The 14,479-nt window shown below is 34.8% G+C and carries 8 protein-coding genes and 1 pseudogene; 2 read left to right on the top strand and 7 right to left on the bottom strand.

The window, feature by feature from the left end; translation table 11 throughout:
* Positions 1-284: 284 nt before the first annotated feature.
* The 5 genes and pseudogenes from Q7P22_RS04510 to radA form a co-directional block, all read right to left on the bottom strand.
* Entirely contained in the window at positions 285-2,753 is a 2,469-nt protein-coding gene (locus Q7P22_RS04510; RefSeq protein ID WP_303861155.1) for a thiamine pyrophosphate-dependent enzyme, read from the bottom strand.
* Positions 2,754-2,859: 106 nt separating this feature from the next.
* Positions 2,860-4,221 carry a dihydrolipoyl dehydrogenase gene (gene lpdA, locus Q7P22_RS04505; protein WP_303861153.1) on the bottom strand — a complete coding sequence of 454 codons (1,362 nt, stop codon included), beginning with the start codon at positions 4,219-4,221 and terminating at the stop codon, positions 2,860-2,862.
* 11 nt (positions 4,222-4,232) lie between these two features.
* Positions 4,233-5,906 carry a 2-oxo acid dehydrogenase subunit E2 gene (locus Q7P22_RS04500; protein WP_303861151.1) on the bottom strand — a complete coding sequence of 558 codons (1,674 nt, stop codon included), beginning with the start codon at positions 5,904-5,906 and terminating at the stop codon, positions 4,233-4,235.
* A 10-nt stretch (positions 5,907-5,916) separates the two neighbouring features.
* On the bottom strand, positions 5,917-6,849 hold the full coding sequence (locus Q7P22_RS04495; RefSeq protein ID WP_303861148.1) for a sugar-binding transcriptional regulator: 933 nt from the start codon (positions 6,847-6,849) through the stop codon (positions 5,917-5,919).
* Positions 6,850-7,085: 236 nt separating this feature from the next.
* Positions 7,086-8,452: pseudogene (gene radA, locus Q7P22_RS04490) on the bottom strand (DNA repair protein RadA).
* A 659-nt stretch (positions 8,453-9,111) separates the two neighbouring features.
* On the opposite strand from radA, the gene Q7P22_RS04485 reads away from it, so the two are divergent.
* The gene (locus tag Q7P22_RS04485; protein ID WP_113921954.1) at positions 9,112-10,404 is read left to right on the top strand and encodes an IS110 family transposase; all 1,293 of its coding nucleotides are present in this window, start codon (positions 9,112-9,114) and stop codon (positions 10,402-10,404) included.
* Between the two features lie 114 nt (positions 10,405-10,518).
* Here Q7P22_RS04485 and Q7P22_RS04480 read toward each other — a convergent pair whose 3' ends face one another.
* Positions 10,519-11,001 (bottom strand): VanZ family protein, encoded by a 483-nt coding sequence (locus Q7P22_RS04480; RefSeq protein ID WP_303861139.1) that lies wholly within the window; start codon positions 10,999-11,001, stop codon positions 10,519-10,521.
* Between the two features lie 195 nt (positions 11,002-11,196).
* On the opposite strand from Q7P22_RS04480, the gene Q7P22_RS04475 reads away from it, so the two are divergent.
* Positions 11,197-12,651, top strand: coding sequence for an aminoacyl-histidine dipeptidase (locus Q7P22_RS04475; protein ID WP_303861137.1), 1,455 nt, complete (start codon positions 11,197-11,199; stop codon positions 12,649-12,651).
* 156 nt (positions 12,652-12,807) lie between these two features.
* On the opposite strand, the gene argS is transcribed toward Q7P22_RS04475, so the two are convergent.
* A complete protein-coding gene (argS, locus tag Q7P22_RS04470; RefSeq protein ID WP_303861357.1) occupies positions 12,808-14,439 on the bottom strand; it encodes an arginine--tRNA ligase in 1,632 nt (543 codons plus the stop codon).
* Between the last annotated feature and the right edge of the window lie 40 nt (positions 14,440-14,479).

Here is a 14,479-nt window from a genome sequence, read left to right as displayed (position 1 = left end):
AAACAAATATTTTAACACAGTATATATAGTATGTCAAACAGATTTTGATTCAATTATTTAAAGAAAAAAGTTTCGAGTTGTACTATATAATACTTGAACGAATAGCTTATAAAGGCACAAATGGCTATGGATAACTTTTTCAAGTTTATCCATAGCCATTATGTCTAAAAGTGTAGGGCACAATTAAGGCTTTATTAATTACCTTACCCCAGTCAAGATTAGCGAGTTTTGTAGCGACTAGGAGGAGCTATAAGCCCGCAACCTTCTAGCAGAACACCTGAGTATTACACCCCAAATTTATATCTTCTAATTTGTTCTACTTTTGTATGATTAAATTTCACTTTATGTCCTGCAAGTGGAACAATCTTTTCGTGTACTGCATCTATGATTGTATCCGCTTGTGGGAAGAAGAATTCTTCTAATTCATCTATTGGAGTGATCCAGTTTCTTGAGCCTACTACTACTGGTGGTGCATCAAGATAATCAAATGCCAATTCAGAAATATTTTGTGCAAAATCATTTAAAATTGAATTTCTTTGGCATGCATCACTTGTAAGAAGAATTCGTCCTGTTTTCTTAACAGATTCAATAACAGGTTCAAAATTAAACGGAACTACGCTTCTAGCATCAATTACTTCTACAGACAGACCGTATTCTTTTTCTAATCTTTCAGCTGCTTCTATGGCTTTGTATAATGTTGCCCCAATGCTTAAAATCGTCAAATCTGTTCCTACTCTTTTAATATCTGGTTCTCCTAGTGGAATTTCATAATATTCTTCTGGAACACCACCTTCATGGAACATTTCACCAACACCATACAATCTTTGACTTTCAAAGAATACTACAGGGTCACTACCTTTTAAGGCTGCATTCATAAGCCCTTTTGCATCATAAGGTGTTGCTGGGAATACCACTTTAAGGCCTGGTATATGCGCACAAAGAGATGTCCAATCTTGGGAGTGTTGTGCACCATATTTAGCTCCTACAGATGTACGAAGAACTACTGGCATCTTTAATTGTCCAGCCGTCATAGACTGCCATTTTGCCAATTGATTGAAGATCTCGTCACCTGCTCTACCCATAAAATCACAATACATTAACTCCGGTACACTTCTTCCACCTAACATTGCATATCCTACAGCAGCGCCTACAATGGCAGATTCCGAAATCGGTGTGTTAAAGAGTCTATGATATGGAATGGATTCTTCCATGTTCTTATATACACCATATGCTCCACCCCAATCTCTAAGGTCTTCTCCAAAACTAATCAATGTAGGGTCTTCGTAGAATTTATCCATGAGGGCTTCAAATACTGCATCTCTAAATTGGAATGCCTTTACAGATGGAACAGTCTTTCCATCTTTGATGCCTGCTCTTTCTTTTTTAGCTATTCTTTTCACTCTCGTATTCTCTTCTTTTGGTCCTAATACATCTGGTTCTCTAGTTGTATCCATTGATGGAATTTTTTCATTAGAAAACATATATTTTTCAATGGAATCTGCTTCGTTCATTAAATCCATTCTTGGAGATACACTGTCATCAATAGATAGTTTGAATACTTCTTCAATTACTGTTTCAGCTGCTTCTTTGACTTCATCTAATTCTTTTTCTGTTGTCATTCCTGCTTCTAGTATATCGTTTCTAAAGCTTAAAATAGCATCCGCATTCTTCCACGCTTCCAGCTCTTCTTTAGATCTATATGGATTAGCATCAGAAGTAGAGTGTCCAGCGATTCGATAAGTAACTACGTCTAATAAGGCTGGACCTTCTCCTTTAACAAGGATTTCTTTTTTTCTCTTCATCGCATCAATTACTGCTAATGGATTGTATCCATCTACTCTCTCTGCATGTAATTGAGTTGGGCTGATACCTGCACCTACTCTTGCAAGGACATTGTATGCCATCGTTTCACCAACAGTTTGACCACCCATACCGTAGCCATTATTGTTGAAATTAAATAAGATTGGAAGTCCGCCTTTGTGAGCTTCATCCCATAATTGTGTCAATTGATCCATAGCTGCCATATTCATAGATTCCCAAACAGGGCCGCAACCTAAAGAACCGTCTCCTGCATTTGCAATGATGATTCCATCTTGTTTATTAACTCTTCTATAAAGAGCTGCTCCAAGAGCCACAGGTGCAGATCCTCCTACAATAGCATTGTTTGGATATACGCCAAATGGAATAAAGAATGCATGCATAGAATTACCAAGACCTTGAGCAAATCCATTTTTTCTACCCAAAATTTCTGTAGCAATGCCGTAGATATAAAAGCGGGTTGCCAATTCTTTTACACTACCTTTAAATCCTTTTTCTACTACTCTTAATTGAGCTCCATCATGTGATTTTTCCATGATTTCCATTAAATCTTTGTCCTCTAATTTTTCTAGAGCAGACATGCCTTTTGCAATTAATTCGCCATGACTTCTATGGTTTCCAAACACTAAGTCCTCTTTACCTAGGATAAAAGATTGACCAACAGCAGTAGCTTCTTGTCCTAAATACAAATGAGCTGGACCTGTGTAGCTGTATTTTGTTCCTCTGTATTCGCCTGTTGCCCTTAAGTCTTGTAGCATGGTTTCAAATTCTCGAATCAAAATCATATCTCTGTACATATGAATTAATTCTTCTTTTGTATATTCATCTTTTACATCTTTAACTCTCTTTTGATACTGGTTTAATTGTATCGGTTTAAAGGTAAGTTCACCTGGTTTTCTTCGTTCAACAGGATCAATATTTATATTTTTTGGCATGTTTTCTTCCTCCAATTTTTATCATTTTTGCATAATTTATCGTTATTATGAGACAATAGAATCCGCGTAAAGATTTGCGCTGTCGTCTTTTCGTATTCCTCTTATTTTATTGAAATATGGCTTCACGGATAATTTCACTCACAGTAGGATGTGGGAATACAATCTCTTTTAAATCTTTTACGAGCATTTCTGTTTCAACCATCATTCCTCCACCATAAATGATTTCGGATGCATAACTTCCAATCATCTGTATACCGATGATCTTATTATATTTTTTATCTATAAGAATTTTCGTAATTCCATTGCCACCTTCATTTTCCGCCATATACCTCCCACTATAATTCATGGAAATCTTTTTAACTTCATAATCCAAGCCTTTTCTCTTAGCTGTTTCTTCCGTTTCTCCTACAGAAGCAACCTCTGGATTGGTATAAATTACAGAAGGAATAGCTGTATACCTCATAATGTCTTTTTTACCTAGTATAGTATTAACAGCAACTTCTGCTTCACGATAAGCTGTATGAGCTAGCATAGATTTGCCATTGACATCGCCTACTGCATATACGCCAGGTACATTAGTTTGACATATTTCATCTACTTTAATAGCTCCTCTTTCCGTAGCCAAAGATAATTTTTCTAAGCCAATATTTGTTGTATTTGCTCTCCTACCAATGCTCAAAAGTATCTTATCGCTTTCCACACTAGACTCTTTTCCATCTACTTCATAGTAAACTACGCTGTCTTGTACTTTCGTAACCTTAGTACCTAATAGAAAATTAATACCTTTTTTCTCAAGATTTCCTTTTAATATCGTACCTATTTCTTTATCTGTATAGCCTCCAATACGGTCTAACATCTCTATAACCGTAACTTTGCTACCTACAGTAGCGTAATAAGATGCCATTTCAAGCCCTATTACACCGCCACCTACTACGGTCAGCTTTTTAGGAACTGATTTCAAACTTAGTATTTCTCTATTTGTAACTACAATGCCTTTTTCAAATGATTCTTTAACACCAGGAATTGGTGGAACAATAGCTTCTGAACCCGTAGCAATAATTAAATTGGTACAACTGTGTTCTTCATTATTTGCTCTTATTACAAATCCTTGTGAAGTTTTTCCTATTATGCTTCCTTCTGCACTAACAATCTCTACTTTGTTCTTCTTCAAAGTAGCTTGTACTCCGTTCACTAAAGCTTTTACTACTTTATCTTTTCTCTTGACTACTTTTTCTTGATCGTATGAAACATTTTCACATGTTACTCCGTACTTTTGACCATCTTTTGTATATTCGTATATTTTAGCAGAGTTTAATAACGTCTTAGAAGGTACACAACCTTCATTTAAACACACACCGCCAATATTTTTCTTTTCAATTACCATTGTTTTAAGCCCAGCATGCCCAGCTCTCTCTGCAGCTAAATAGCCTCCAGGACCTGCCCCTAGGACAATTACATCATAATGCATTTTACAACCTCCTATTTTGCTAATAACAAATTAAAGTTTTCTAAATTGAATTTTAACGCCTTTAAGAATCTTGCAGCTGGCGCACCATCTATGGCCCTATGATCAAATGTCAATGAAATAAACATTGCTGGGTATTCAATAAATGTACCGGATTCTCTTTTCACCTTATACTCAATTGTTCCTACACCTAAGATACCCGTTTGAGGTGGATTGATTACTGGTGTAAAGTTTTCAATGCCAAAGCTTCCTAAATTAGAAATCGTAAAGCTAGCCCCTTGTAATTTCTTAGGATCTATATTTCCTTTTTTACATTGCTCTGCTAATTTTTTTGAATGTTTAGAAATATCATTTAAGCTCATCTTATTGGAATCGAATATAGTTGGTACCATTAATCCCTTATCCGTATCACAGGCAAAACCTAAGTGGACATTAGAGAATATTTTTATTTGATCTTGGCCAATCATATGAGCATTTAGATTTTCAAAATCACCGACAGTTCTGGATACTGCGTACATAACCATGTCATTTAAAGTGATATTGCCTAAACCAAATTCATCAGATCCAGATTTTACAAGTTTTCTATATTCCATTATGCTCGTAGCATCAAAGGATGCATTTAAAGTCAATTGAGCTGTAGTTTGAAGAGAATTCATCATATTTTTTGCAATAATCTTTCGAATATTAGAAAGTTTCACAATTTTGTCCTCTTCTGTAGCTTGAGGTTGTGCAACAATCGTCTCATTTGTACTTGTTTTTGCTCCATCTGTAGATAAGATTCGTCCACCTATTCCAGTAGCATGAATAGAGGATGGGTCTACCTGTCCTAATCCAAGTTTTGCAGCCTTTGTCATAACTGGTCCATTATGAAGAAGGGTATACACGTCTCTTTCAATGATTCTACCTTCTGGTCCTGTTCCTACAGCATAGCCAAGGTCTGCTCCTTTTGATTCCGCAAGATTTCTTGCTCTCGGTGAAACCTTTTGAATTCCATCTGGATTGATTGTTCCTTGAGCTGGCATAGTTTGTATATTATTTAAAGCGCTTTCTATTTTAGTATCTTGAACTTCATCTACTTCAGATTGATTTACTGAAAATCCACTGATATCTTCGCCTTCTGGTCCTATAATACATACAGGAGTTAATACGTCACAAGCATCTCCTTCTTCGTAGAACTTTTTAAGTACTATACCTTCAAATTCTGACTCTACTTCCATAGAAGATTTATCTGTTTCAATGGTAAATAATACATCGCCAACTTTCACTGCATCTCCTACATTTTTATTCCATGTACTGATGAGATTGCTGGTTTCATTTAATCCGATTTGTGGCATGATGACAACTTTCGCTTGAGAATCTTCAGGTAATAGCGGTGTCTCTTTAGTAGCTTCTACTACAGGTTTTACCTCTTCTTCCTCTTTGGCAGAAGATAAATCATCAACAGCTTCTCCTTCTTGACCGATAATACAGACGGGAGTTAATACATCACAAGCATCTCCCTCTTCATATAATCTCTTCAGTAATACTCCTTCAAATTCTGATTCTACTTCCATAGAAGATTTATCTGTTTCAATGGTAAACAATACATCGCCTACCTTAACCACTTCGCCTACATTTTTATTCCAAGTACTAATTAGATTGCTTGTTTCGTTTAAACCAATTTGTGGCATCATAACTACATTTGCCATAGTATCCCTCCTATTCAAGTTTCAATATATTTTGTGCAGTATTTTCATCAGTAATCAATACATCAATTGAACCTGTTTTTAATACCGCTTTAATAGATTTTCCTTTTTCTTCACCACTAGCGATAGCTACTACACAAGGAATTTCCTTTAAAGAATCTATTTCTATTCCAAGAACTCTATCATTTACAGAAGTCTTACATATTTGTCCATTTTCATCTACAAACCTACCAACTACTTCTCCTACAGCTCCATCACTCTTCAATCTTTTTAAGTCCTCTTCTTTTAAGTAATTGGACATTACTAGGGTAGATTTTTCACTTACTTGCCCAATCCCTACAATAGCTAATGAGCACTGCTTTTGCATCTCTAAAATACTTGAAATATGTCCATCGCTTTTAATTGCCTCTTTAATTTCAATATTATCTACAATAGCAGGGGCGGGTAAAAGATAGATGCTACCTTGAAAAGACTTTGCGATATTTCGTACAATCACATCGCCACTGTACTCACTTGAGCCAATATTACCTAGCAATTGTACAATTTCTACTTCTTTGTTTACCTCACCAATTCGATCGGATACTCTTTTTAGTGTTCTCCCCCAGGCAATTCCTATAATCTCTTTAGGGTTTACCTTCTCCTCGATAAACTGTGCTGCTGTGTTTGTAACCTCCAAATGAATAGAGTCTGGAGTATTTGATGAAGATGAGATAATGACAACTTCTTCTAGTTGATATTTTTCCTCTAATTGTCTTTCTAATTCAATGCAATTATCTTTCGGGTATACAATCTCGATTTTCACGATTCCCTTATTTCTTGCTTCTGTTAGCAGTCGAGATACTTTAACTCTCGATATATTAAGTCTTTTAGCAATTTGTTGCTGGTTTAAATCTTCATTATAATAGTACTCCGCAACTTTAATCAGTAGACTTTTCGAATAATCCAAATATTTTCACCTTCCTTACTGCATATGAACATTATAAACCACATTGAACAAATGTTCAACTATGAAATTATGTTAAGTTTTTATTTATTCAAAGTAGATTTCGTTTCAAATATCATTCATAAAATTAAGTATGTAATTATAAATCAAAGCAAATGTATTAATAAAAAATCAAAAGAGCATTTGACAGGCGTATTTTTATACAGTATACCCATCAAATGCTCTTATTAATTATTAATTTAGATGTTTCCAATTACTTCTGATAACATCGTTTTTTCAATTACTTTAACGTCTTCAAATTTTGCATTTTTAGGAAGAGCGCCCTTAGCAATAAAGACTTGTTTGAAGCCCATGCGATCTAATTCCTTAATGCGAAGTTCAAGGGAAGGTACTTTTTTTAACTCCCCTGTTAATCCCACATCTGCTAAGAAGGCTATCCCATTACTAATAGGTCTATTCTGCACAGAGGATACGATGCTCATAATAATAGCAAGATTAACAGATTGCTCTTTAAGTTTTAAACCTCCTGTGGCTTTTAGGACGATATCCCTATCAAAGAGCTTTATTCCACCTCTCTGTTCTAGTATAGACACTAAAGTATTTAATTGATCTTTTCTTATGCATTCGCTGATTCTTGAAGGATAAGGTAAAAAACTTGTGGATACAAGACTCTCAATCTCTACAATAATAGGTCTAGATCCATCTCTGATTACAGTTATTGCACTGCCTGAAACAGTTTTTTCTCCTTCTCTTTGAGTCATAAAAAACTGAGATGGATTATCTATAGAGACCATCCCTTCTTCCGTCATAGTGAAGAACCCTCTTTCCCACGTGCTTCCAAATCGATTCTTTGTTACAGATAAACCTCTTAACTCTTCATCACTCTCTCCCTCAATAAATAAAACCGTATCTACTAAATGTTCTAATGCCCGAAGCCCTGCCATCTCGTCTTTTTTGGTCATTTGACCTACGATGATTACTGCCCTGGGTCGATCTGGATTCTTTGCTAATTTTAGAAGTTCATTGGCACATTCCATAGTCTGTGTAGGAGAACCTGCTTTTGAGTCTCTTATTTCGTCTACCTGAAAATCTGGATACTGTCTAATATAATAAGATCAGGATTAATTTGATTGGTATGATATATTACACTGTTTAAACTATTATCGCAAAACACCCATAGATTATCGCTCACTTTATCAAATAATCGATCGGAACGGTTTTTTATTTGACTTTCACTTTCTTCACCTGATGCATAAATTACTTTATGCCCTCTTAGACAAAGATCTTGAGCTACTTGCAATAATAAAGTTGATTTTCCAGCACCAGGTTTAGCTGTAATAATAGTAAGAGAATCCCGAACGATTCCTCCACCCATAACCCGATCGAATTCCTTAATCCCCGTCCTAATACGCTCGCTATTAGAGGATTTGACATAATTTAATTGAATGGCATCTTTGCGCGCTCTATCAAAATTCTTTGCTCCAGCACCCTTAATCTGAACCTCTTCTTCAAAAGTGTTCCACTCATTGCAATTCATACAACGACCTTGCCATTTTGGGCTTTCATAACCACAGTTGGAACAAATGTATATTGTTTTGTTTTTCATGTGCACGCCACCTTTTTTTCATTCTAAATGTAAGTTATCAGCTTTGTATTTTGTATCTGAATGCGGAAAGCTGAAAGCGGAACTTGTATAATTGGTATATTGGCATGTTGGAAAAGGTAGTTCATTGGATAATGAACAATGAAAAATGGACACTGAACATGGAACAGTACAAATATGCGACTCAACAACCCTTTATATTGTTAATCATTCATTGTTCCCTGTTCATTGTTCACTGCGACGTAAGTCGCATATTTGCTGACCACCTTACCACCTCGTATAATGTAGTTATGATATTTGATAAATTAAATCTACATAGTCTAACGAATTTTTATCTTTATAATAGTATCTAATATTCGGACTACTGTGTAGATTGAATGCTCTTTTTTCAGATATCTAAGAGACAACACTCCAGTTAAATATAGTGTTATAATACTCCTGAATAGAGAAGATCGATGTTTACCACCTGAGTGGTGAGTAGTTATTCTCACCAGATACTCGTAAGTAAGACTGTCATTCCATCAGTAGCTGTTCTGTGTTTAGCTGGTTGAGTTTCTCTTTTTTAAGAGAACTACTCGGGTCACAAACGAGGTTACAAATCTACTGATAGAAATGGAATCTCTACTCTATCTCTATATTCTTTTTAAGGGGAGATATATATTATGTCTAAATATCTAAACAGCACTATAGTTGGTATTGATGTTGCTTCAGAGTTTTCTTATGTTGCTATCCTTTGCCCAGATGGTCATGAGTACCGCAAACCATTTAAGCTGGTTCATACACGCAATGGTTTTAATTATCTTTTAGAAACAATAAAAAAAGTGGAAAATGAGTTTAACATGAAGCCTATATTCTTCATGGAATCAACTGGCGTGTATCATCTAACTCTTCTCCACTTTTTAAGAGATAACAAATTTGAAGCATTTGTTATCAACCCTCTTGTCACTAATTCTAACAAAAATAAGGACATAAGGAAAGTAAAAAGTGATAAAAGAGACGCCTTAAATATCGCCAAACTAGGAAAATATGATGATATAAGGGTTTCCTCTGATACAGATGTTATTGCATTTGAGTTTAAGCAACTAGTGCGTAATTATTATAGACTCATTGATAATCGTGCAGATTATAAAAAACAAATGAGCAGTTACCTTACCATTTACTTCAATGGATATAAAAAAGTATTCCGTAATATATGCTGTGATGCTTCCATTCGAATACTAAAAAAGTATCCCACTCCTAATACAATTCTAAATGCCCCCAAAGAAGATATCATTAATCTTTTGCTTCAATCTAAAAAGGGCATGTCATGGAGTGAAGAAAAATACAGACAGCTCATCAAATGTGCTGATGAAGCCACTTTTATAAGTGTACCTTCTTGCATCTTTGATACATCACTACAAAGTTTCATTACACTTTACGAGTTAGTCGATGATGAAGTAAATAGCATTCTCTCATCTATTAAAGCATTTATTAAAAGCGGTAATTTACCTAGTAGTTATGCAAAGAACATTTCTTTGCTCCAGTCAATAACTGGTATTGGGTTTATTTGCGCAGTAACCTTAGTAGCTGAAATAGGATCTTTTGAGAAATTTAAAAGTCCTAAACAACTTGTAGGATTTATAGGAATAGACCCAGCTGTAAATGAGTCTGGTGAATTTAAAGGGGATAGGGTGAAGATGAGCAAACGGGGCTCTCGCTATGCTAGAAGAGCTTTATTCGCTGCTACTCTAACGGCTATCCGAACCAAAAATAACGTACCTGAAAATCCAGTTATTCATGAATACTACAAAGTAAATTTAAAAGGTAAGAAGAAAAAGGTAGCCTTAGTTGCTGTAATGCACAAACTCACTAAATATTTATTTGCTGTGATGAGAGATCAGAAACCTTACACAATTCAAAATCCAAAAGAACATCAAGTATTGTTCTTAAAAAATCATCATCTCACCGCAGCATAATTTCAAACATCACTTTTTATAGTTAACTTTTCCATTGTTCGTGTTTTGATAATGGTTTGTTTGCTATACTAAAAAACCGATAATAATATTTCTTAAAAAAATTATTGACAAGACCTAGCTGGTCTTACCACCTATTTTATATATCAAATATCCCAACACTCCACCAACCGTATTCAATATCACATCATCTACATCTGCTCTACGACTAGTTAAAAATATGTATTGCATTACTTCTATTAGTGTAGAAAAAAGCAAACTGTACGTAAATACAGAAATTAGTTTTTTGCTTTTAATTAAGAATGATGTTAAAAAGCCCAAAGGAAGAAAAAGCACTAAATTCCCTAATATATTTTTAAAAGAAACCGTAAAAACGGAATTTGCAAAGCGAATCACTTCAAAGGGCAAGTATCTAAAGGCTTCTAAATTGATAATTCCAAAATTTTGCATATGCTTCACATAATTGTTTATACTTTTAAATAGAGTTAAATTGTAAGAATCGTCAAATTTGACACTCTCCTTATATGGAGCTAGTGTTAGAATCAACACGAATGTGGTATATATGATTAATAAAAATATTGTTTTTTTGTATTTAGTCATTTTGAACCTTTCTAGCGAAATAGTAAACATAGTATCTATTGTACTCAATTGCCTTGATAAAAATTACATATATCTGATATTATCATTATATCAGATTTTTATATCAGAATAAAATGATCATTAGAAAAACGATAAAATCAAGAAGAGTTCTATAATATATTAAATAGAAATTATTACCTAAGGAGAAGAAGAGAAATGACAGATTTATTTTATGAATATGAACCAAAGGAAGTTTTACGTTACTTTGCTGAGATATCTCAAATCCCTAGAGGTTCAGGTGAAGAAAAGGCCATTAGCGATTATCTAGTTTCTTTTGCTACCAATCGAGGATTAGAGGTGTTTCAAGATGCTTACAATAATGTACTTATCAAAAAAGAAGCATCTCCAGGTTATGAAGATGCCCCTATTGTAATTTTACAAGGACACATGGATATGGTTTGGGAAAAAAATAAAGATGTAGAGCACGATTTTTTAACCCAAGGAATCAAGTTAAGGATTGTAGAAGATCATATTTATGCTGAAAATACTACCCTTGGTGCTGACAATGGCATTGCCGTAGCTATGACTCTAGCGTTATTAGATTGTAAGAATATATCTCACCCGAAAATAGAAGCAGTGTTTACTGTAGAAGAGGAAACCGGGCTTACTGGAGCAACAAATTTCGATGGTTCAAAATTATCTGGAAGGTATTTAATCAATTTAGATTCAGAAGATGACACAGAAATCATGGTCAGTTGTGCAGGAGGTATCCGCATTCATCACGAAGTAGATTTACAATACATGTCTGCACCTAAGAATTCTTTATGCTATAAAATTTCAATAACCGGCTTAAAGGGCGGTCATTCAGGAATGGATATTAATTTAAACAGAGCTAACGCTAATAAGCTTTTGGCTCGTATTCTCTACGATATAAAGAGAGCAAAAAAAATGCACTTAGTAGATATCTGGGGGGGCTCTAAAGATAATGCCATTCCTCGTGAAGCGGAAGCAACTATTGTTGTATGCGACTCCGTACAGGTGGTTTTTGAATCTGCTATGAAAAAATTTCAAGAACTCTTTGCGGAAGAATATGCTACAAGTGATCCTAATATTTCAGTAAGTGTATCTTTAGTAGACGATTGCAAAAGATGCTTAACTAAGGAGACTACAGAAAAAATTGTCAATCTACTGATGATTTTACCTAATGGAGTACAAACTATGAGTGCTGATATGAAAGACTTAGTAGAAAGTTCAATTAATACGGCAGTACTGGCAATTAAAGAAGATATACTAGACGTAACTTCTTCTGCTAGGAGTAGCGTAAACTCAAAAAAAGATACAATCGTAGAAATATGCCAATGTATTGCAGATACTTTAAAAATTGAAATGAATACCAATAGCGCCTATCCAGGATGGGCACTTGATAAAGACTCAAAATTAAGGGATCAAGCAATAGATTCTTATTATAGACTCTTTGGCACCGAACCTAAAATTGTTGCAACACATGCAGGCGTAGAATGTGGAATATTTAAAGAAAAAATTTCAGATTTAGATATGATCTCCATAGGACCAAATATGTACGATGTCCACACGCCAAACGAGCATGTAAGCATTGCCTCTATTGAGAAATCTTGGCAGTGGCTGTTAGAAATATTAAGAACAATAGAATAAAGCGCCCATAGGGCGCTTTAGAGGTGGTAAGGTGGTAAGCAAAACCACTAAAGCCATCAATGGTGGCATAACGTTGTAAGTCCTAAGCAAAACCTTTAGTCACCTTTGGTGACTTATAAGTTTTTGCTTACCACCTTACTACCTTACCACCTTTAATTACATTTTTTCTGGAGCATTTACGCCCAATATATCTAAACAATTTTTTATTACTTGTCTCGTACATTGAATTAATATGATTCTCGCTTTCATGAGCTCTTCATCTTCCACTTTTACTCTACAGGCATTGTAGAAACTATGGAAATCAGATGATAAATCAAGAACATATTTCGTTATCTTACTTGGGTCTAGCTTTTCCCCAGCTTTGATGATTTCTTGTGGCAAATCTGCTAGTTTTCGAATAAGGGTAATTTCTTCTTTCTCTTTTAAAAGAGCTAATGACACTTGAGAAAAACTTGCCTCTATATCTAATTGTCTTAGGATACTACAAATTCTAGCGTATGCATATTGAACGTAAAAGACAGGATTATCATTAGATTCTTCTACTGCTAGATCTAAATCAAAGTCTAGATGACTATCTGGAGATCTAAGATTAAAGAAAAATCTCGCCGCATCCCTTCCTACCTCTTCAATCAAATCCGATAAAGATATAGCCGTTCCTTTTCTCTTAGACATTCTTTCGATCTCGCCTTTTCGTGTGAGGCGAACTAATTGCATAATAACTACTGTCAATCTGTCTGGATTGATTCCTAAAGCTTCAATACCTGCTTTTAGCCTTGCAATATGTCCATGATGGTCTGCACCCCAGACATTAATAGACCAATCGAATTCTCTAGTACGCAGTTTATTTGCGTGATAGGCAATATCTGCTGCAAAATAGGTTGGAATGCCGTTGTTTCGAACGAGAACATCGTCTTTTTCACATCCAAAATTTGAAGTCTTAAACCATATAGCTCCATCTTTTTTATAAGCATGACCTTTATCTTGAAGCTCTTTTATGATATTTCCCACTGAATTTGCCTCATGCAAAGTGCTCTCATAAAACCAAGTATCATATTTTACACCGTATTCGGCTAAATCATCTTTGATCTTTTGAATATTTAATTTTAAAGCGTAGTCTACAAGAGCCTTTTTTCGCTCTTCACTGTCTACCTTTTTATATTTATCCCCATGAATATCTACAAAGTTTTTCATATGTTCTATGATATCATTACCTTGATATCCATCCTCTGGAAACCCTACGTCTTCACCTATAATTTGGAGATATCTCGCTTCTAAAGACTGACCAAATTTTTCAATTTGATTGCCTGCATCATTAATGTAAAATTCTTTTGAGACCTCATATCCTGCTCGATGTAAAACTGCGGCAATGGCATCTCCAATAGATCCCCCTCTAGCATTCCCCATATGCATAGGTCCTGTAGGATTGGCACTAATATACTCTACATTAACTTTTTTTCCTTTTCCAATATCACTATTTCCATAATGATCTCTTTTATCGTATATTTCTTCTAACACCTCATAGATCCAGCTTTTCTTTAATCGAAAATTAATAAACCCTGGGCCGGCTAGCTCTACGGACTGAATATAGCCTTCTTCTGTATTAATATTGTTCATAATGGCTTCGCCTATTAATTTAGGTGATTTTCTTGCTTGTTTCGTAATTTGCATGGCGATATTAGTAGAAAAATCTCCATAACTTTCTTCTCTAGGAACCTCGATGATAATAGTAGGAATACTCTCTAGAGTAAATTCTCCCTCAGCAATACATTTTTTTATACTTTCATTTATTGCAGATTTGACATTTTCAATTACTTTTTCTATGGTACTA

Origin of the sequence: Alkalibaculum bacchi (assembly GCF_937875145.1) — a bacterium.
Taxonomy (GTDB): Bacteria; Bacillota; Clostridia; order Eubacteriales; family Alkalibacteraceae; genus Alkalibaculum; species Alkalibaculum bacchi_A.
Note: the sequence above shows the minus strand (reverse complement) of the source record. Positions and strands in the feature narration are given on the sequence as shown.

Excerpts from the sequence above, each read along its gene's own strand:
- Q7P22_RS04510 (WP_303861155.1), bottom strand. The coding sequence starts at position 2,753 with ATGCCAAAAAATATAAATATTGATCCTGTTGAACGAAGAAAACCAGGT.
- lpdA (WP_303861153.1), bottom strand. The coding sequence starts at position 4,221 with ATGCATTATGATGTAATTGTCCTAGGGGCAGGTCCTGGAGGCTATTTA.
- Q7P22_RS04500 (WP_303861151.1), bottom strand. The coding sequence starts at position 5,906 with ATGGCAAATGTAGTTATGATGCCACAAATTGGTTTAAACGAAACAAGC.
- Q7P22_RS04485 (WP_113921954.1), top strand. The coding sequence starts at position 9,112 with ATGTCTAAATATCTAAACAGCACTATAGTTGGTATTGATGTTGCTTCA.
- Q7P22_RS04480 (WP_303861139.1), bottom strand. The coding sequence starts at position 11,001 with ATGACTAAATACAAAAAAACAATATTTTTATTAATCATATATACCACA.
- Q7P22_RS04475 (WP_303861137.1), top strand. The coding sequence starts at position 11,197 with ATGACAGATTTATTTTATGAATATGAACCAAAGGAAGTTTTACGTTAC.